Origin of the sequence: Arthrobacter sp. UYCu511, from assembly GCF_040547105.1 — a bacterium.
Lineage (GTDB): Bacteria > Actinomycetota > Actinomycetes > Actinomycetales > Micrococcaceae > Specibacter > Specibacter psychrochitiniphilus.
Map to the genome: position 1 here is coordinate 35,989 of NZ_JBEPPB010000018.1, position 20,395 is coordinate 56,383.

A 20,395-nucleotide genomic window follows, 5' to 3' on the forward strand; every position below is an offset into this window, starting at 1 on the left:
GACCGCGACGTGTCTGCCTCCACCCTGAGAATCACCACCCGGACCATTGAACTGGCAGAACTGGGTAAGGATTCGCCCCTTCCCTCGGTGCAGTCTTTGCTGGAACCTCCCTACACGGTGGGGGAGGGTATCCCGGAAGAAATTTCAGCCGGTGTGCGCTGGGGCAAAGTTGCAAACATTTTCCCCTACTCCATGCAGGAGAGCTACACGCGAGAGACAAGCGCAACGGCCCTGACCGCCGTCGTACTTGAAAATGCGCACGTGAAGGCGACGTTCCTGCCGCAGCTGGGCGGGCGGCTGTGGTCGCTGGAAGACAAGGCCACCGGCAAGGAATTGCTGCACACGAATGAGAAGATCCAGTTCGCGAACCTGGCGCTGCGCAATGCCTGGTTCGCCGGCGGGATTGAGTACAACATTGGCACGCGCGGGCACTCGCCCACCTCCAGCGTGCCCCTGCATACTGCCATGGTGCGCACGCCGGAGGGGCAGGAAATTCTGCGTATGTGGGAGTTTGACCGCCTGCGCGAGGTGGTTTTCCAGATCGATGCGTGGCTGCCGGAGGACTCCCGCGTGGTGCTGGTGGCTGTGCGCATCCGCAACCCCAACGAGCGCACCGTGCCCATGTATTGGTGGACCAACGCCGCTATTCCACAGACGCCGGACACACGCGTGATTGCCCCGGCGCGGGAATCGTACGCCACAGATTATGACGGTTCCATGATGCGCGTGGACACCACCAACTTCCGCGGCGCCGATGCCACCTGGCCCGTGCGGAATCCTCAGGCTGTGGACTTCTTCTTCGACATTGCCCCGCAGGAACGGCGCTGGGAGGTTGCCACGGATGCCGACGGTGACGGGCTAGCGCTGGTGTCCTCGGCGCAGCTGCGAGGGCGCAAACTTTTTGTTTGGGGTGAAAGCGTGGGCGGGCACCGCTGGCAGGATTGGCTCACGCCCACCGATTCCGGGACGCCGCGGCACTATGCCGAGATGCAGGCGGGCCTGGCCCAGACACAGTTTGAGCACGTGCCGATGCCTGGCGGCGCCAGCTGGCAGTGGGTTGAGGCGTATGGCAACGCCTCCCTTGACCCGGCGCTGGCAGCCGGGGAGTGGGATGGTGCCGTGGCTCATGGTGCAGAGCGCGTGGAGGCCCTGGTTTCTGAAGAGGCCATTGCCACTGCCCTGTCCGACGCCGGACGCTGGGCTGATCTGCCACCTACCGAAATGCTGGTGGCTGGCAATGGCTGGGGTGCCTTGGAGCGAGTGCGCCGCGAACATTCACAGACTGACTGGCTTGATGAGACTGGCACCCCGTTTGGGGTTGAGACCCTGACCAACGAGCAAGCGCCGTGGCTTGATTTACTCAATGCCAATGAAGGCGTTGTTGAAAAGCCCTTCGAGTCCACCGCGGGGCAGGTTCCGAGCCAGCCGTTCGGCGGCGCGCATTCCTTTGTGCGCGGCCTGGACTGGGAAGACTTGCTGAGCGCAGGGCGGAACACGAGCGCCGAGGGCGCGTTCCACCGTGCAGTGATGGTGCACGCGCGGGCGTCGGACTCGGCCGGGGACTTGGCGGTTGTGGCGTCCTTGTATCGGCAGGCGTTAGAGGCAACGTTTGTGGCAGGTGCCGCCTTGGGCGGTTCGAGCCGGGCCTTGGCCCATCGTGGACTGGGCCTGGCCCTGTTGGTGGCTGGGGATGTTGCCGGCGGGTTAGCCGAACTTGCTACAGCCTGTGCTCTGGCACCGGAGGGCCGGGAACTGCTGATCGAGGCCATGACGCTCGCCCAAAATAATGGGCAGCCGGCCCTGTCTCTGGAGCTACTGGGCAAAGCGCCAGCGCAGTTGGCCGAGGTTGGCAGGATCAAGTTCCTGCAAGCCAAAGCGCATGCGGACCTTGGCGAAATTGAGCCAGCTGCTGCGATTCTTGTGGCAGGGGTCGAGGTGGTGGACCTGCGTGAAGGGGTCAACTCGCTCACCGATCTGTGGCGCCAAGTCTGCCCCGGCCAGGACGTGCCGGAGGCATACCAGTTCAACATGCACTAACCCACCGGCCTGGACGCTCGGTTGGATTCGGGTGGGTTTTGCGCAACGCTCGGTGGGAGTCTATTTATTCAGGGACTCGGGCAGGAACCCTCTGCCCACCACGCGGGCGGCCACCGGGCGGATGAGTTTTGAGCCCAGCGTTATCGCTCGCGCCCGCCAAGGCTCCATGGTGTCCAGCGCTGCCAAGTTACCTGAGGATAAGAAAGTGTGGACGCTCTGCTGGAGTGGTTGCATGAGGCGCACGGGCCATTGGCGACGGCGCTGGAGAAGGCGGCAGGACGGCGTCGTACTTTGGCCTCCAAGCAAAGGTGGAGCTAGGAGGCGGGCAGCGGCTACGGCATCCTGAACCGCATAGTTTACGCCAACCCCGAACACTGGGCTCATGGCATGGGCGGCATCGCCAATGCAGAGCAGGCCAGTCTGGGACCATTGGGGGAGCCGATCGAGCTGGATGGAGAGCAGTTTCACGTGCTCCCAGCTCTGGACAGACTCCACTACCGGTTGTAAGAAGGGGGCATTGGCGCCAATCCGCGCCCTGAACGCGGCAAGTCCCTCTGCCTTGATGGCGGCGAAACCACCTTTGGGAATCAGTATGCCCATTTGGTAGTAGTCGGTGCGCGGGATGGTGATGATCATGGTGCTGTTGCGCAGGTAGCCGAGAGTGTCAGGTGGTGCGGACGTGGGAGTGGGAAGCCGGAACCAGAGCACACCTATTGGCACGCCGCGCGCAATGGGGTGCAGACCGGCGGATTTTCGAAGTGTTGAATCGCGCCCATCGGCGGCTACGCTCAAGGCGGCTGTGATGTGGAGTGGGCCCTCTGGTCCTGTGGCCTGAACACCGGTCACCGTGGTTCCGGAACGCGTCACGGCTTCTGCCGTGGTGCCCATGAGCAGATGAAAGTTCGGCAGCGACTTGGCCTCTTCCGCTAGCAAGGTCAAAAAATCCCACTGGGGCATGAGGGCAATGCGCTTGTTAGGTCCGCGCAACAAGCCAAAATTGACGGGCGTCAGGCGGGTGTTGCCTAACACCACATCCAGGGTGGTGATGCTGTGCTGAGGGATCTGCAAAAACTTTTCCCGCAAACCCAACTGGTCTATTAGGTCCAAGGTGGAGGGGTGGATGGTGTCGCCGCGGAAGTCACGGAAAAAATCTGTGTGCTTTTCCAGTACCGTGACGTCTACTCCGGAACGCGCCAGCAGAAGGCCCAGCATTATGCCCGCGGGGCCGCCACCGGCTATGCAGCACGTTGTTTTCCGCTGATTTTCAACCACGATGCACCTTTCTGAAGGCCCCGATTCCCGGGACCCCGATGCGCTCGATGCTACGCCTGCGGAGCCAGCCGTGAAAGCTTTCAGTGAGGGAGCGGGTGTGGGTGGGGGCGGATTGACAGCTCGTATGAGGCGTGCCATAGTTTTTAGTATGAACCTGTCAGACAGCTGGACAGCCGGACAATCTCAAATAGTTCGTGTCAGCGCCGCCGAAGCCGTCTTCCAAGCCATCCGCACCGCCATTGAAGACGGTGAATTGCGCGTAGGCACCAAGCTGAGCAGCGAAACCGCGCTCGCCGCCCAATACGGGGTCAGCAGGTCAGTGATCCGCGAGGCACTGCGCTCCTGCACGGCGCTAGGCCTGACTGAAACTCTCACGGGCAAAGGCACCTTCGTAATCTCCGCCCGTGTCTCCAGCGATCTGGTCCTGGGACACTATTCGGCGCGTAGCCTCATGGAAGCCCGCCCCCACATTGAAGTCCCGGCCGCGGAGTTTGCCGCGACCCGCCGCAGACCCGAACAACTTGAGGAAATGCGCGGCATCCTCGAGCTCATGGCCGAAGAGGACGACCCCCAAATCTGGGTCAACCTTGACGCCGCCTTCCACGGCGCCATTGCCCGTGCCAGCGGAAACGGCGTGTTCGAACGGGTGGTCAATGACATCCGCGACGCCATGGTCAACCAGTCCGAGACCATTAACTTGATCACGGGGCGGGCACGCCAATCAGACCACGAACACCAAGAAATTCTGGCGGCCATCACCCGCGGTAGCAGCGCAGACGCCGGCCACGCCATGGCGATTCACCTCTCTGCCGTCGACACCGCCCTTAGCCTCATCATGGGAGAGAAGTAATCATGAGCACCACCGAATTTCCCCGCCACACCCCGCTTGCCGTGCAGACTCGAGGAGAACTTGTTGAGAGTGTCCACTACGGCTCGCTCGTCGCACTGGATCCCGCAGGCAAAACCGTTCTGGAACGCGGCGATCCCGAGGATCGCATGTACCCACGATCGGCGCTGAAACCACTGATCGCAGTGGCACTTCACCGGGCGGGCCTGCGTTTAACGCAAGAGCAGCTGGCCTTGGCCGCAGCCAGCCACTCCGGCTCAGCGGGCCACCAGCAAATAGCACGGGACATCCTCGCTTCAGCCGGTTTGAGCGAGGACGCGCTGGGCAATTCCACCGACCTGCCCTTCGGCGTCAGCGAGCGCGAGGCGTGGCTGAGTGCCGGTCACCGCCCCACCCAGTTGGCACAAAATTGTTCCGGCAAGCACGCCGCGCTGCTGGCCACCTGTGTTCGCAACGGCTGGCCGCTGGCGAGCTACCTCGACGCCGGCCACCCCCTCACCGCATTGATCCGCGCCACCGTAGCCGAGCTGACCGGCGATCCCATTACCGCCATCAGCACCGACGGTTGCGGCACCGAGGTGTTCGGCCTCTCACTGACCGGCATGGCCCGCGCCTTCAGCAAGCTCACCACGGCGCCGGAGGGCACTGCGGAGTACTGCGTCGGCGCCGCCATGCGCGCGCACCCCATGGTGGTTGCCGGGCTGGGCCGGGATGTCACTACCTTGATGCAAGCCGTTCCCGGGCTGCTGGCCAAGGACGGTTTTGAAGGCATTCAGCTCATTGCCCTGGCTGACGGCAGCGCCGTGGCATTGAAAATTTCCGACGGCGGCGACCGCGCCCGCATGCCGGCTGCCGTTCCCGCGCTCCTGGCCTTGGGTGTAGATCCGGCCCTGCTAAAACCCTTCAACCACCTGCCCGTTTACGGTGGCGGCCGGCCCGTGGGGCAACTCTTCGGACTCCAAACCCTGCCCGCTTAGCAAACCCTGCCCGCTTAGCCGGCCCTGCTAGTAAAAGCAGCCCTGCCCGTAAAAGCAACAGTCAACTACCTTTTCAACTACGGCGCCACGAAGCGCCCAAGGAGCATCATGAGCATCACCGAGCTACTTTCTGCCGCCACCGTCCGGCGTGAACACGATTTGATTGGTGACCGAGACATCCCTGCTGATGTCTACTGGGGCGTGCACACCCTGCGTGCCGTGGAAAATTTCCCCATCACCGGCATTCCCCTGAGCAACAACACGCATCTGGTCAACGGCCTGGCCATGGTCAAACAGGCGGCTGCCCAGGCCAACCATGAACTGGGTCTGCTTGATGAGACACGCGCCGGAGCAATCATTCAAGCGTGTCAGGAGATCATCGCCGGGGAACTTCACGATCAGTTCGTGGTGGACGTCATTCAGGGAGGTGCCGGGACGTCCTCAAACATGAATGCAAATGAGGTCATTGCCAACCGGGCACTGGAAATCCTGGGACACGCCAAGGGGGATTATCAGTTCCTGCACCCGAATGATCACGTGAACCTGAGCCAGTCCACCAATGATGTTTATCCGACGGCGGTCAATGTTGCCACTATCTTTGCCGCGAAATCGCTGGTGAGCGCCATGGAACACCTGTGTGTTTCCTTTGCCGCCAAGGCCGTGGAATTCCGGACAGTGGTGAAAATGGGGCGCACCCAGCTCCAGGATGCTGTGCCCATGACGTTGGGGCAGGAGTTCAATACTTATGCTGTGACCATGGGGGAGGACCGGGCCCGTCTGGCTGAATCCACCCTACTGGTCCACGAGATTAACCTGGGTGCCACGGCCATTGGCACCGGGCTCAACGCGCCTCTGGGATATTCCGCGCTTGCCTGCACCCACCTGGTGGAAATCTCAGGGCTGCCGCTGACAACCTCCATTGACTTGATTGAGGCCACCCAGGATGTGGGCGCCTTTGTGCACCTCTCTGGTGTGCTCAAGCGCGTGGCCGTGAAACTATCCAAGATCTGCAACGATCTTCGCCTGCTCTCCTCCGGCCCCCGGGCGGGTTTCGGCGAGATCACCTTGCCGGCCGTGCAGGCCGGGTCCTCGATCATGCCCGGCAAGGTCAACCCTGTAATCCCCGAAGTGGTTAACCAGGTGGCGTATGAGGTGATTGGCAATGATGTCACCATCACCATGGCGGCCGAGGGTGGGCAGTTGCAATTGAACGCCTTTGAACCCGTCATTGTCCACAGCCTGACCAAGAGCATGCGCCACCTGGAAGCCGCCTGCATCACCTTGGCCGATAAGTGCATTGACGGCATCACCGCCCACGAGGACAAGCTGCGCGCCCAGGTGGAACACTCGATCGGTCTGGTCACTGCACTGAATCCGGTGTTGGGATATGCCACTTCAACCAAGATTGCGCTCGAAGCGCTGGCCACGGGGCGCGGCGTGGCCGAACTTGTCCTGGAACACAAACTGCTGAGCGTGGAGCAGCTCAATGAACTTCTACGCCCGGAACACCTCGCTAATCTGGGCGACTGAGACGCCCGCACTGTGCGCTTCGCCGCCCTGCAATGGCGCAGGGCGGTACCCAAAGACTAAAGGATCACCAGAATGGCCCATCAGGACATCATTGAGAGCGTTGAACTAGTACAAGATCAGCCCAACGCCGCATTAACAGCGGAGGACGCCGGGCTTCATAAGGGACTCAAAGCCCGGCAAATACAAATGATCGCCATTGGTGGGGCCATTGGCACCGGATTGTTCATGGGGGCTGGAGGGCGCCTGGCCGGGGCTGGCCCGGCACTGATGTTCAGCTACGCGATTTGTGGATTCTTCGCCTTCTTGATCCTGCGGGCCTTGGGTGAGCTGGTTATTCACCGCCCCTCCTCAGGCTCCTTTGTCTCTTACGCCCGCGAATTCTTTGGAGAGAAGGCAGCCTTCGTCTCCGGCTGGCTGTACTGGCTGAACTGGGCGATGACAGCAATTGTGGACATCACCGCCGTCGCACTCTATATGCATTTCTTTGCTAAATACGTGCCCTGGATTGGTGCCGTTCCCCAGTGGGTGTGGGCGCTGGGTGCCCTGATGCTGGTGCTGGGTCTAAACCTAGTATCCGTGAAAGTCTTTGGTGAGTTGGAATTCTGGTTTGCGCTGATCAAGGTGGTGGCGCTGGTGAGCTTCTTGCTCATTGGCACGTACTTTGTCATTTTCGGCACCCCCGTGGCCGGCCAGGAGGTGGGCTTTAGCCTGATTGCAGACAACGGCGGATTCTTCCCCAACGGGCTGCTGCCGGTGGTGGTTGTCATGCAGGGTGTGGTCTTTGCGTACGCTTCGATTGAGCTGATTGGCACGGCTGCCGGGGAAACCAAAAACCCGGAAAAGATCATGCCCAAGGCCATCAATACCGTCATTATCCGCATTGCTGTGTTCTATGTTGGCTCCCTGGTGCTGCTCTCACTACTGCTTCCGTACACGGCGTACAAGGCGGGGGAGAGCCCCTTTGTTACCTTCTTTGGCTCCATCGGCGTTGAGGGTGTGGACTCCATCATGAACTTGGTGGTGCTGACTGCGGCGCTGTCCTCGCTGAATGCTGGGCTGTACTCCACGGGGCGGATCCTACGCTCCATGTCCCTGGCGGGTTCGGCGCCCAGGTTCGCAGCGAAGTTGAACAAGGGCGGTGTTCCCTACGGCGGCATTTTGCTGACGGCGGCCGTGGCGTTCCTAGGCGTGATCCTTAACGCGGTGGTACCCGCCCAAGCGTTTGAGATTGTGCTGAATATGGCGGCGCTGGGCATTATTGCCTCCTGGGCCATGATCGTACTATGCCAGCTGGCGCTGTACCGATTAGCGAAAAAGGAGCAGGCGATCCGTCCCTCGTTCCGCATGTTTGGTGCGCCGTACACCGGCTACCTGACACTGGCATTCCTGTTTGCCGTGCTGGTTTTGATGGCGTTCGATTCACCGGTGGGCACCTGGACCATCGCCTCCATTGTTCTCATTGTGCCGGCGCTCATGGTTGGTTGGTACCTGAGCCGGGGACGGATCAATGAGATTGCGGCCAGCCGGGACGGATCCACCGGGGCTCACCCCGTCAGTGCGCACCAGGTCAGTGTGCACCGCCGCGATACCCACCCGGATTCTTCAATCTAGGGGCTGGCGGTTGGGGAAGCTCACCTCGGTGTGAAACAGCAGCTGATGCGGTATTTTGGCAAAAATACCGCATCAGCTGCTGTTTGGATTTCAAGAGGCGGTGCGGCAACCTCACTCAGAGAGCTAGAACTGCTCCGCTAGGACAGCAGTACCGTGAAGCTCAGCGGGGCCGGCGCCAGTTGGTAGGGCGGGAGTACCCCGGGCCCGCAGGATGCGGTGCCGATCCCGTGCACAGCAGCATCAAGAGTGAGGTAGCTGATGCCGTCCGCCACCAAGTCAGGGGTGTGCCGTGCTGCGCTGAGCACTTCCTGGGACCACGGGCGCAGGGTGAAGGAGAAGTCCGTGCCCTGGAAGGTCAGGCTCTGGCCGCCGCCTCGCTCCGTGGTGAGCTGCAATTGCGAGACCCCTGCCCGTGCACCATTTTCCTGCGGCCGGACGTAGGGCACCTGCAGTTCCTCGAGTGAGGCGCTGAACCAGCCAAGCTGCGCGGCCATGCCCGTGTCCGGATACTTTTGGCCTGGCCCAAACCCTGTCCACGAGGCCTGCGAAAATTCACCGGGAAGCTGGAAATCGAAGCCCACCCGCGGCCAGGTCCGGCCCCATCCCGTGCTGGGAGTAAGGTTCGCGCTCAGCTCCATCGCCGTGCCGTCGGTGCGCCAGAGGTAGTCAACATCCACATGGTGGCGGGCCACGGGCACACCGTAGCGCACCCGCACATGCAATTCCCCGGCGTCGTGGGCCATTGACTGCAACCGCCCTTCTAGCAGGGGTAAACCGGCGTCTTCCCATGTGGTGGCGGGACGGGGTGAACCCGGCTGGGCATGGTCCTTGCCGTTGTCATTGTCCGTGGGGGAACGCCAGAGCGTCAGGCGCGGACCGTTGAGCGGGATGCCCTTGAAACTGCTCAGCTCACCGGTCATGAGGCTGAAAGTGGCGGGCCCGAAACTTAGCACGTGGCCCTGCCGCGCAATATCCGGGGCGCCATGTGCGAGCAGTGCGGGCCGGGGTGCCTGCGGGCGCCCTTGTTGCGTCCAGGCGATCTCGTGGCCAGCCAGCCCCCACGGCTGATCCGTTGCGAGCACGGCACTGATGGTCAGAACTCGCTGAGCGGCCAGTTCCGCGTGAACTTCCAGGGGAAGCACGACGCCGGTCTGCTCGCCTGCCGCTGTCACCGGCACCTGAAGCGTCCCGTGAGTGATGCGGCCGCTGGCACTCTCCACCCGCCAGGTGAAAGCTAGGGCGGAGGTGTCGAGGAAGTCGTACTTATTGCGCACGGTGAGGGTGCGCCAGTCGTGGGAAACGCTCAGGGCGAGAGGCTCCACAACCTTCTTGTAATCGAGCAGTCCCGGCCGGGGTTCCAGATCTGCTGAGATCATTCCGTCAATGACGAAGTTGCCGTCATGGACCTTTTCGCCAAAGTCCCCGCCGTAGGCAAAGTACGCTTCACCGTCAGGGGTGTGTTGGCGGATACCGTGTTCAATCCACTCCCAGACAAACCCGCCCTGCAGACGCGGGTATTTATCGAACAGATCCTGGTATTCCTGTAAACCACCCGGGCCGTTTCCCATGGAATGAACGTATTCGCACAGGATGAAGGGCAAATTGCGCCGATGCGTATCCTGGATTGCATCCGGCAACGGACTTTCTTCCTGGCGCCCAATCAGCTCAACGTCTGCGGGTTTGAGGTACATGCGTGAATACACGTCCACGTACGGGCAGGCCCAGTCTCCTTCGTAATGGACCAGCCGCTCGGGATCGCGGGCTTTTGTCCACTCTGCCATTGCCGCCAAGTTTTCACCCTTGCCAGACTCATTGCCCAAGGACCACATGATGACGCAGGGGTGGTTCTTATCCCGCTCCACGAGCCGTTGCATACGGTCCAGCAGCGCCGCACGGTACTGCGGTTCAGCGCTGGGATTGCCAGCCCACTGTCCATCTTCGAAACCGTGGGTTTCATAGTCACACTCATCGATAATGTAAAAGCCCAGCTCATCCGCAGCCTGGAGCAGGAACGGGTGCGGGGCATAATGCGCGGTGCGGATGGCATTGATATTGTGTTGCTTCATCAACTTCAGTTCGCGAAGCACTTGCTCCGCCGGGACGGTGCGGCCCAAATCGGGATTGTGCTCATGCCTGTTCACCCCGCGGAACAGCAGCGGGACTCCATTGAGCTTGATTTGGGCATCCTGAACCGTGATGGTGCGGAACCCCACGTTCAAACGCAACGTTTGTGCCGGTGTGCTGATGCGCAGTTCGTACAGGGATGGGGACTCGGCACTCCACGGCTTCACTACCCCCACATCCAAGGCTGTGCCTTGAAGAGCTGCGCCATTCAAGGGTGCTTTGAATCCCAATGCAGCAATCTCCACCTTGGCCCCGGGCATGGGTGGGTCGAGCTCCACCCGCAGCGTCCCGGTCCCTGCAGCGGTATAACCGGCGTGCACAAACACGTCTCTGACGGCGCCCGCCGGGTGCGCCAGCAAGGTCACATCACGGAAAATTCCCGTGAGCCACCAAGCATCCTGATCCTCTAAATAGCTTGCCGCACTGAATTGGGCCACCCGGACCACCAACACATTGGTGCCGAGGCGCAGAAGCCCGGAAACATCAAATTCCGCAGGCAGCTTTGACCCTCGTGTGGTTCCCAGCAATGCCCCGTTAATCCACACGGTTCCGGCATTATCAATCCCATCAAAACGCAGGAGGGCACCGGCAAGGAACTCTGCACCCACCTCAAAAGTAAGCCGGTAGTCACCCACTGGATTTGCATCCGGAACAAAGGGAGGATCCAGCGGGAACGGAAACTGCACGTTGGTGTACACAGGAGCACCGTGACCATGGAAATTCCAGTTCGACGGGACAGGCAAACAATCCCATACGCCATCATTGAACGCCTCGCTCTCGATGCCCTCAGGTGCCTGCGCCAGCGAATCCGAGTAATGGAAACGCCAGTCCCCATTGAGTGAAAGCGTGGGCAGACCATTCTCCACATGAGCCCGGGGTGGAAGGCTCCCCGTGCCGGGCCCAGGGTTAGTCAGGTCCATGATCACTTCATAGGGGCTGGCGGCAAGGTTGGCACGCGAAGGTAGCGGGTTCACAACAGTGGTTCCTTTGCAGGTCAGAGAAGAGTGAAGAACACGCACCAAGTATATGCAAAGTGTCATAGTCCGTCTGGGTTTGACACCGCGGCAGCTAAGAGGGCAATGTGATCTAAGATACCCAGCTCAACTCTGTCCCCATTTCTGTCTCCTGCAGTGAAATGGTCACAAAAAGTTGAGCATTAGGCGTAAATTTCAGACCCCGCTGCGGGGTTTGTGCAATCCTTTTCCCTTCAACAATGGTGGTGATGGCGAATGAAGTCAAGAATTATCACGTCAATTGCATTATCGGCTCTAGTGACAATGTGTCTTAGTGCCCTTCCGCTCAGCAGCGTCTCAGCAACAGCCCAGACCGGAACCGGAGCGGCTACCACACTGCACACCGAGACCGCCCTGATGGCGGAACCGCGCGTACTCTTCAGCGATGATTTCCAGGCCAACGACGGCGCAAAGTGGCTCGAAGCCAAGGCCAATGCAGCTACGGAGATCTTGTTCGCCGGCGGCATGGCGAGCGTCAAGGGCGGCGGCCCGGAAAACCGGATCCTGTCCAAGGCCGAAATTCTGTCCAACAACTTCACCCTTGAGCTGGACTTGTTTATCAACGCTGGCAACACCAACAGTGCCGTGAAGATGGGCTTCTTCGCCTCAGAAGGCGCAGCCTCGCGCTACCAGCTCACCTACGACGGGCCGAGGAAGGTCCTGCGGCTCGAAAAAGTCGAGGGACCCCTCGTGACGGTCCTTGGCACCCCGGCCAACATTGACCTGCCCGTGAACACCGACGGCGAGTCACACCACATCAGCATCGAGGTGGCAGGTGACCAGGTGCGCGTCCTCGTGGGTGGCACGGCCGTGCTGGACGTTCCCGACGCCGGTACGGCCTCCGCCGTGCAGGGCCGGATCATGTTCGCCAGCCAGTTCCCGAACCAAGACTTCAGTGTGGACAACGTCCAGGTAAGCACCACAGAGGCCGAGAAGGCCGGTGAATACACGGTGGAACTAGCCACCGAGACCAACAAGGTCCTGGACGCGGACCCGGCAACGGCTGGTGGCACGGTCTCGGCCAACCGCAGCTCTGGAGACCCCGGCGATGTTGTGACACTCTCCTACACGCTCAAGCCCGGCTACGTGTTCAACGGCTGGGAATCCAAGCGTCTGGACACCAACACCAGCACTGACGGTTTGCTAACCATCACCGACAACCGTTTTGCTTTCAATGACAAGACCGGCAGCGTGCTGGTCATTGCAAAGTTTGCCGATGAACCCCACGACCCGAATGTGTTGTTCAAGGACTACTTCGACACGGCACTGAACGCCCATGGGCAGTACACGATCCCCACGCCGGAGGATGCGGCCATTGTCGACGGCGAATTGGTCCTCTCACCTGCCAAAGGCCCGGCATCAGTGCAGCTCAGCAGCGTAGCGCTGGCCGAATTGGTCAACTACCGTATTGAATTTGATACGCACAAGGCCAACGGCACCCCCGGCACCATGCAGGTGGCTTTCCGCATGGCCGGCTTCACCGACCGCTACGCCCTGGTCCTGAACGGTTCCAAGGCCATGCTGCGCCGCTTTGACGCAGCAGGTGGGAATGTTGAACTGGCCAGCACCATGTACGACTTCAACCAGGCCCGCAGTTCGGTCCTGATCGACGTCTCCGGCGACACCGTCTCCGTCTCAGCCGGCGGCGCCCCGCTGCTGTCCTACACGAACAAGGACGACGGCCCGAAGGACAGCGCGGACTGGTCAGGTGTTGCCCCCGGGTTCGCGCTGATCAACATGACCCCTGGAGCCCCTGTGGCGTTCGATAACGTCAAAGTGGCGGCGACCCCGGTCTACGTCAAGGCCTCAGTTGAGGTGAGCAACGCAGGGGTGCCGGACCTCGATCAGGCAAGTGGCGCCGTCGTGCTTTCCAAGTATTCGACATCCGCCGGGGACACCATCACGTGGCAGAGCTACCCCAAGGGCGGTTACACGTTCGCCGGGCTTTCGTACAACGGTGTGCCGGTGACGGGGGAGGCGTTCACCGTTCCCGCCGGCACCACAAGCGACATCACGCTCGTGGCCCTGTTCGAGGCGCAGACCGCCTCAGCCACCACGTACTACATTGATTCCGTGGCTGGCGACGACGCCCGCACGGGCAGCTCGCCCGCACAGTCCTGGCGCACCCTGGCCAAGGCCAACCGAGCACTGAACCCGGGAGATGCGATCCTGCTCAAGCGCGGCAGCAGCTTCGAGAGCGCCGGTGCGGCTCTGTCCTTCACCGGTTCGGGAACGGCCGCACAGCCGATCCGTGTTGGGGCTTACGGCGAGGGCGAACGGCCCGTTCTCAACGGTGCCGGAGCGGTTGAGAATGTGGTGACGCTGCACAACCAGGAATACGTGGAGATTTCCGGCCTGGAAATCACCAACCTGGATGCACGCTACAACACCAGTTTCGGCCTAAACACGAGCACCAACACAGTGAAGAACCTGCGTGCGATCAACATCTCCGCCCGCGACTTCGGCATTGTGAACGGCATTTCCCTCACCGACCTGTACATCCACGACATCAACGGCAACCTCAACGCCAAGTGGAACGGTGGCATCTTCTTCGACGTCGGCGCCACGGTGGACAACGGCGAACTGCTCGGTGTGCCAACAAAGTTTGATGACGTGCTGATCGCCGGCAACAAACTCGAAAGGGTGGACCGTTCGGGCATCAAGCTCGTGAGCTCCGCCTGGTCCAACCAGTCGCTGGCGAACTCACCCGGGACACCGCTGAACTGGTACCCGTCAACGAATGTTGTGGTCCGTGACAACCAGTTCCGCTACATGGGCGGTGACGCCATCACCGTCCGCGACACCGACGGGGCACTGATAGAACACAACCTGGTGCGGCACTCCCGCTACCAAAACACCGGATACAACGCCGGGATTTGGCCCTTCCAGGCCACCAACACTGTGATCCAGTACAACGAGGTCTCCAACACCCACGGCGTACAGGATGGTCAAGGCCTGGACACCGACCACGTGTCCTCGTACTCGGTCATGCAATACAACTACTCGCACAACAACGAGGGAGGCTTCATGCTCATCATGAACGGCTTCCCGCACACGGCTCCCACCATCCGCTACAACATCAGCCAGAACGACGCCGATAAAACCTTCGAGTTCGCCCGAGGGACCGCCGCCGGAACCATGATCTACAACAACACCATCTACTCCGATTCCACCCTTCGGGGGCCGCGTGGCGGCGTGCTCGACCTTGCCAACTCAGGTGCAGGAACGGGCAACCGCGAGGTGTTTATCTTCAACAATGTTTTCCACTACCCGGAGGGGCAAACCTTCTACGTGGGGGAAGCCGAAACCATGAAGACGAAGGCGATGCTGCTCAACAACGCCTACGCCGGCGGAATTACACCTCCCGCTGCGGAAGAGCACGCCATCACCGGCGAGCTCGGCCTGCCTGGCGTTGGCACCGCACCTGAAGACGGGGCTAGCCTGCCGCTGACGGGCACCAACGTGGGCGGGCACTTTGCCGGCTACATGCCCCAGGAATCTTCGGCACTAAGAAATTCAGGGCTGAGCATCGACGAGGTGGTGGCGCATTATGGCGGAACGGTGACTGACCGCAGGGCCATGAGCCCCACCCAAATCCACGCCTTGGCACTGCAGGGTAAGAGCATCGATTTCGTGGCAGGCCCCAACATGCCTGCTATTGACGGAGTCCGCTACGGTACCGACTTCCTCGGCACCACGCTGCCAGGCACGCTGCCAGCGCGGGATGCACAGAACACCGAGGGAATCACCGTTGGTGCCATCCAATTCGTGGTTGATGAGCCCGCCGTTGAACCGGAGCCGGAAGAGACACCCGCACCGGATGTAACGCCCGCACCGGGAGAGGCGCCCGCTCCTGGGGAGACCCCCACTCCTGAGGAGTCGGCAACGGCTACGCAGCAGGCACCCGCTGGTTCTTCCGCTAGCGGGCCGTTGGCCTCCACCGGTGTGAGCGGCTTCTTTGAGGGCGCCGCCATAGCGGTAGCACTCATGATGCTCGTTCTAGGTGTTGCACTGCGCCGGATCCGGACACGGGCCTAGTGCGCAGCCGCAAAACAACTACTTTGGGGTGGGAGGTGCGCTCGGTCAGTGTTGTCATCGGAATTATCTTGATGGCTTGGCTGACCGGGTGCACCGCCCCGCCCCCAGGGGGTGGTGCGGTCATCGATGCGGTCTATGTGCACGCTGAGGGAATTCACGACGGCGAGCTTGCGCAACGGAAGGCCTACGATCTTGCGGTCTTTGAATGGGCTGCTGAGAGTGGTCTTGCTGGCGTGCCCTCCTACAGCGAGCTGGAGCAGGACTATACGGATGCGGTGTCCTCTCAAGTTGCCGGCAAGGCGACGGGAACCGGTGTCTACGGTGCCCGGACCATGACGCTATGGGACTTCTATCTGGAACAAGTGGAGCGGCGTGTGCAATTGCTCAAGCCTGAGATTCGCGAGGCCTTGAGCATGGATGAGGTGCGTGAATACTACGAACAGCACCCGGAGGCGTTCAAGCGGCAAGAGCTCATCACGCTCAAAGTCACTGATTGGCAGGGCGGCCGGGCGCTGTCAACCCGTGAGGTGGTGATTGATGAGACGAACGTGCGCATGCTCCAAGAAGGGGACGACGCTCTGATCTCCGCCGCGCTTGATCTGGGGCAAGGTGAACTTGCAACGGTTCAACGCCCTGATGGCAGTTTTGCCCAGCTTGAATGTCTCTCGCGGAAGGACAACGGGGTACAACCATTAGATGCCGTGGTCCAGGCCGCGGCTAGTCAGCTGGCAGACCAGCGCTTCGGCAGCGAATTGCAGCGCAGAATCAGCGCAGCCTCCTAGCAGGCACAAAGAGGGCGGCAACCACGGAACAGTGGTTGCCGCCCTCTTTACATCTGCTTTTCTTGAGAGGACCGTGAGTTCTAGTGGGACACGGCCGGTTCCAGACTTGCCCCGAACAAGTGCGCGCCGGTGTCCGGCAGGATCTTCTTCACAACGGGGCCGTTGATGCGCCCAGAGTTGTCCGGGTCCACGGGGGCCTGCCAGGAAACGTTGACGGCACCCGTGCCCGGATTGAGCCGGGCGTACAGGTCATCAGCCAAATGCTCCCGTCCGGTGCGGCGCAGATGCTCCATGTACAACACCGGGTCATTGTAAAGTGCGGGACCATTTTGCAAGGTGGTCTGCATGGGGTCCGGCAGGGATCCGGGCATGCCAGCATAAGTGTTCCACCAGACGGCCAGTTTGGAACGCATCTGATCTACTAGATCCGGCTCCTCCGTGAGCAGGTTTTTGACCAGGTAGGGATCTTCCGTGACGTTGAACAGCGATTCCCATTCGGCGCGGAAAGCCCCAGGATGGTAGGTGCGGATGTACAGGTGATCCCGGGTGCGTACGGCGCGTTGGTAGGTATGGGCGCCGTGCCCCAGCACCAGGTAGTCGCGTGAATCAATGGATTCTCCGCGCACAGCGTCAGCGAAGGACTCGCCCTGCCACTTTTCCGGGATGGGCAGGCCCAGCAGATCGCAGATGGTGGGAGCGTAATCAATGTTGTAGAGCAAGGCATCGCAGCCGGCTCGGCTACCAGCTTCTTCGGTTAATCCGGGCCATTTCACCAGCATGGGGAGGTGGTGGGTGGGTTCGCTGGCTAGGCCGTGCTCCGCATAGGAGCCTTGTTCCCCGAAGGCCTCGCCATGATCGGCGCTGACTACTATTGCTACTTCTTCATCCAGACCTAGAGCCGCCAGGCCCTCCAATAGGCGGCCGAACTGGCTGTCCCAGAAGTGAATGGCGCCGTCGTAGCCGTTGATGAGTTTTTCGTAGTCCGCACGGGTGCGGATTTCTTGGGGGAAGTTATAGGGCACTCGCCGTTCAAATAAACCATCTGAGTACATGAAATCAAGGGCAGAGCGCGGGCCGTAAATTTCGCCATGCCCGTCAATGGCTTCTTGATCTGGCCACGCCGGAGCAGGGCCGGAAGCGGCTGCTTTGTCCGTCCATTCCTGCTCTTGGAGGTAATCCATGTGCGGATCCCAATACGTCAGGTGCAGGTACCAGTCATCGGTGTCCTTGTTCCGTGCAATCCATTCCAGGGCAGTGTCCGTGACAATGTCCGCCGGCTCGTCGCCAACATCCGGGGTGGCGCGGATGCTTTCCCGGAAGTTGCCCAAAAAGTACCAGGCCCGGTGCCGTTCGGCGAAGGAGGAGACTGCTGCCGTCAGGTAGCCGTGTGCGCCCAGGTGCTGGCCCAGGAGCGGGCGCCCTTCAACCAGGCCGTGTCCGGAGTCTGCCCGGAAACGTGCCGCCTCACCGTGGTGGCCGATCACGCCGTTGGTGATGCCGAACTGGCCGCTTGTCAGGGCCGTCCGTGACGGCATGCAGGGGGAGTCTGAGGCATAGTAGCGGTCAAAACGGGCCGCGTCCTTGGCAAAGACATCCAAATTCGGGGTGATGGGACGCTGGTAGCCGTAGGGCCCGGTGTGGTCGGGTCGGAGAGTGTCGACGTCGACATAAATAATCTTCATGGGTTCCTCTTTAGACGTGGCCCGTGACGGGGCCGCCGCCAGTGGCAGCGTAGTCAGCAATTTGTTCAGTCAGCCGGGCGTGGGTCAGCTCCAGCCAGGTCAGGTAGGTGGTGCCCAATAGGTAGGAGCGTTCGCGGCCCAGCCGTACCAGTTCCTTGTGCCAGGTGGCGTCTACCTCAATGGCGGCATCCTCCGGGTCTAAATCATCGCTATAGGCCTTCACCCGCTGTTGATCGCGGCGGTAGTCCAGCTCAGTGCTCAAGATCTTCAGCGCTACTTCCGGGCCCAAAATGCCGGTGAGTAAAAACCGCATCTGGAAATCGGAGTCGAGCGGACGCACCGTGGGCACATGGGGGGACAAAGCCCACTCTTTAAACGTTGCAACACCGGCATCGGTCAGCCGGTACACCTTCGCGTCGGGCCCCGTGTTGCGGTGATCGATCACCAGATTCACCCAGCCCTTGTCAAGGCATTTAGTCAGTTGCCGGTAGATCTGGGACGGCTGGGGGGTGTAGCCGAAGAAGGGACCTTCTTGATTGAGCCACTTGTGCAGGTCGTAGCCTGCCATGGGCGTTCGCACCAAATGACCCAAAATAATGCACTCAAGCTTGTTAAGCACCGTGTTGCCTCTCCTCCTACTATGTGCTTAGAATCATAGCTGTCTAATGAACAGCTCGCAAAGAGTCAGGCAATATGTTCAACTTTGTACATGAAAATGTACCTAGTAGGGATATTAGTGCGTCCAGCGTCACCCATGCAGATGTAAAACAAAGGAGTTTCCATGAAGGCACCTAAGCGGGCCTACCGGGTCTTAGCCCTGGCAGCTACGGCCGCAATTTTTCTATCCGGTTGCGGCGGCGCCAATGATAAACCGGCGGCAAACCCGTCAGAAGATGCCGTTCTGACCCTGGCCTCCGGTGTGGAGCCGCAGTCACTGGATCCCGCAATGTCGCGTGAAGCCCAGTTTGTACAGTACTTTCAGCCGGTTTTTGACACGCTCATTCGCCGCGATTCCAACGGTGACCTCCAGCCCATGCTGGCCACCAAGTGGGACATTGCCAAAGACGGCAAGGCTCTCACGTTGACTCTGCGCGAAGGAGTGAAGTTCACCGATGGCGGTGACGTCACCGCAGAGGCCGTCAAGGGTAACCTTGACCGGTTTAAGGCAGCTGGCGGACCGTTGGCTGGCGCCCTGGGTGCCGTGGAGAGCGTTGATGTCCTGGATCCTGCGACAGTGAAGCTGAACCTCTCCACCCCTGACCCGGCACTGCCGTACGCGCTGGGCGGGCCCAGCGGCTACATCCAGTCACCGGCCAACTTCGATGCCGCCACAGTGGACACCCAGCCGGTTGGCTCGGGCCCCTATGAGCTGGATCGCTCCGCAACCACCCCCGGTTCGCAGTACACGTTCGTGAAGAACGAGGATTACTGGGACAAGGACCTGGTGAAGTTTGCCAAGATCGTCATCAAGCCGATCAAGGATGAAAACGCACGCTTCAACGCTGTCCGTTCCGGCCAGGCTGACGGCATGATCGCCACAGCCAAGACGGTTAAGGCCGCCGAGTCCGCTGGCGTCACGGTCAAGATGGTTCCGGGTGACTGGCAGGGCTTGACGCTGCTGGACCGCGCCGGCAAGCTGTCCCCTGAGCTCGGCAAGGTTGAAGTCCGCCAGGCCATCAACTACGCCATTGACAAGGACGCAATATTGAAAAATGTTGCCCAAGGCTTTGGCAAAACCACCAGCCAGGTGTTCGGACCGTCCTCATCAGCGTTTGTTGAATCTCTGGACGGCGCCTACAGCTACGACGTTGACAAGGCCAAAGCCCTGCTCAAGGAAGCTGGCCTCGCCAACGGGTTCACCCTGAAGATGCCCACGTCCTCTGACATGGACCCCGCACTGGCACCGGCCATCAAGGATCAGCTCGCCAAGGTGGGCATCACTGTTGACTGGGTGGACATCCCCTCGGCCCAGTACCAGCCGGAGCAGCAGTCAGGCACGTACGCTGCCGCCTTCACAGCGTTCGGCCAGCCGGTAGTTGCTTGGTCTGCAGTGAACTCCATGGTGACTGAAAATGCGCCGTGGAACGTTTTCCACTCCAGCACTCCGGAGACCAAGACGCTGATTGCGGATGTTCTCGCCAGTGATGAGGATGCTGCCGGCGCCAAGTTGGCGGAACTGAACAAGTACTTGGTGGACAATGCCTGGTTTGCACCCTGGTACCGCATTGATCAGCCGTACTTCATCTCCAAGAACGTCACCGTGACTGTCCAGAACGGCCAGCCGGTTCCGTCGATCTACAACTTCGCCCCGGCGAAGTAAAAACCCGCACCACAGACGGCGGGGGGCGGGCGCCCCCCCCCCCCCCCCCCAAACAAAAAACAACAAACCAGGGAAAAAAATAAACAAAAAAAAAAAAAACTGCGTAAAATCTGTGAAAAAAAAACCCATAAGGCTCACCGGGTGGTAAAAAACCCCCCCCCA

General features: G+C 60.7%; 12 protein-coding genes. 8 read left to right on the forward strand and 4 right to left on the reverse strand.

Annotated elements, in window-relative coordinates:
• The first annotated feature begins 9 nt into the window (after nt 1-9).
• Complete coding sequence (locus ABIB48_RS17715) at nt 10-2,037, forward strand: DUF5107 domain-containing protein (protein ID WP_354213786.1); 2,028 nt, start codon at nt 10-12, stop codon at nt 2,035-2,037.
• A gap of 60 nt (nt 2,038-2,097) precedes the next feature.
• Here ABIB48_RS17715 and ABIB48_RS17720 read toward each other — a convergent pair whose 3' ends face one another.
• Nucleotides 2,098-3,309, reverse strand: a complete 1,212-nt coding sequence (locus tag ABIB48_RS17720) for an FAD-dependent oxidoreductase (protein WP_354213787.1) — start codon at nt 3,307-3,309, stop codon at nt 2,098-2,100.
• A 148-nt stretch (nt 3,310-3,457) separates the two neighbouring features.
• Between ABIB48_RS17720 and ABIB48_RS17725 the strand changes: the two genes are divergently transcribed.
• The 4 genes from ABIB48_RS17725 to ABIB48_RS17740 all read left to right on the forward strand — a co-directional run bounded on the left by ABIB48_RS17725 (nt 3,458) and on the right by ABIB48_RS17740 (nt 8,274).
• Nucleotides 3,458-4,159, forward strand: coding sequence for a FadR/GntR family transcriptional regulator (locus tag ABIB48_RS17725; RefSeq protein ID WP_315914282.1), 702 nt, complete (start codon nt 3,458-3,460; stop codon nt 4,157-4,159).
• A 2-nt stretch (nt 4,160-4,161) separates the two neighbouring features.
• Entirely contained in the window at nt 4,162-5,133 is a 972-nt protein-coding gene (locus tag ABIB48_RS17730; protein WP_354213788.1) for an asparaginase, read from the forward strand.
• A 108-nt stretch (nt 5,134-5,241) separates the two neighbouring features.
• Entirely contained in the window at nt 5,242-6,663 is a 1,422-nt protein-coding gene (locus ABIB48_RS17735; protein WP_315914280.1) for an aspartate ammonia-lyase, read from the forward strand.
• Between the two features lie 72 nt (nt 6,664-6,735).
• The gene (locus tag ABIB48_RS17740) at nt 6,736-8,274 is read left to right on the forward strand and encodes an amino acid permease (RefSeq protein WP_354213789.1); all 1,539 of its coding nucleotides are present in this window, start codon (nt 6,736-6,738) and stop codon (nt 8,272-8,274) included.
• Between the two features lie 137 nt (nt 8,275-8,411).
• On the opposite strand, the gene ABIB48_RS17745 is transcribed toward ABIB48_RS17740, so the two are convergent.
• Nucleotides 8,412-11,372 carry a glycoside hydrolase family 2 TIM barrel-domain containing protein gene (locus ABIB48_RS17745; RefSeq protein WP_354213790.1) on the reverse strand — a complete coding sequence of 987 codons (2,961 nt, stop codon included), beginning with the start codon at nt 11,370-11,372 and terminating at the stop codon, nt 8,412-8,414.
• 303 nt (nt 11,373-11,675) lie between these two features.
• Here ABIB48_RS17745 and ABIB48_RS17750 point away from each other — a divergent pair, with 303 nt between their 5' ends.
• Nucleotides 11,676-15,449 carry a right-handed parallel beta-helix repeat-containing protein gene (locus tag ABIB48_RS17750; protein WP_354213791.1) on the forward strand — a complete coding sequence of 1,258 codons (3,774 nt, stop codon included), beginning with the start codon at nt 11,676-11,678 and terminating at the stop codon, nt 15,447-15,449.
• Nucleotides 15,449-16,231 carry a peptidylprolyl isomerase gene (locus ABIB48_RS17755; protein WP_110104776.1) on the forward strand — a complete coding sequence of 261 codons (783 nt, stop codon included), beginning with the start codon at nt 15,449-15,451 and terminating at the stop codon, nt 16,229-16,231. The genes ABIB48_RS17750 and ABIB48_RS17755 overlap by 1 nt, the downstream gene beginning before the upstream one ends.
• Before the next feature lie 80 nt (nt 16,232-16,311).
• On the opposite strand, the gene ABIB48_RS17760 is transcribed toward ABIB48_RS17755, so the two are convergent.
• Both ABIB48_RS17760 and ABIB48_RS17765 read right to left on the reverse strand, forming a co-directional pair.
• A complete protein-coding gene (locus tag ABIB48_RS17760) occupies nt 16,312-17,913 on the reverse strand; it encodes a sulfatase family protein (RefSeq protein ID WP_354213792.1) in 1,602 nt (533 codons plus the stop codon).
• A gap of 10 nt (nt 17,914-17,923) precedes the next feature.
• A complete protein-coding gene (locus tag ABIB48_RS17765; RefSeq protein WP_110104774.1) occupies nt 17,924-18,532 on the reverse strand; it encodes a PadR family transcriptional regulator in 609 nt (202 codons plus the stop codon).
• Nucleotides 18,533-18,694: 162 nt separating this feature from the next.
• Here ABIB48_RS17765 and ABIB48_RS17770 point away from each other — a divergent pair, with 162 nt between their 5' ends.
• A complete protein-coding gene (locus ABIB48_RS17770; RefSeq protein ID WP_110104773.1) occupies nt 18,695-20,233 on the forward strand; it encodes an ABC transporter substrate-binding protein in 1,539 nt (512 codons plus the stop codon).
• Nucleotides 20,234-20,395 lie beyond the last annotated feature (162 nt).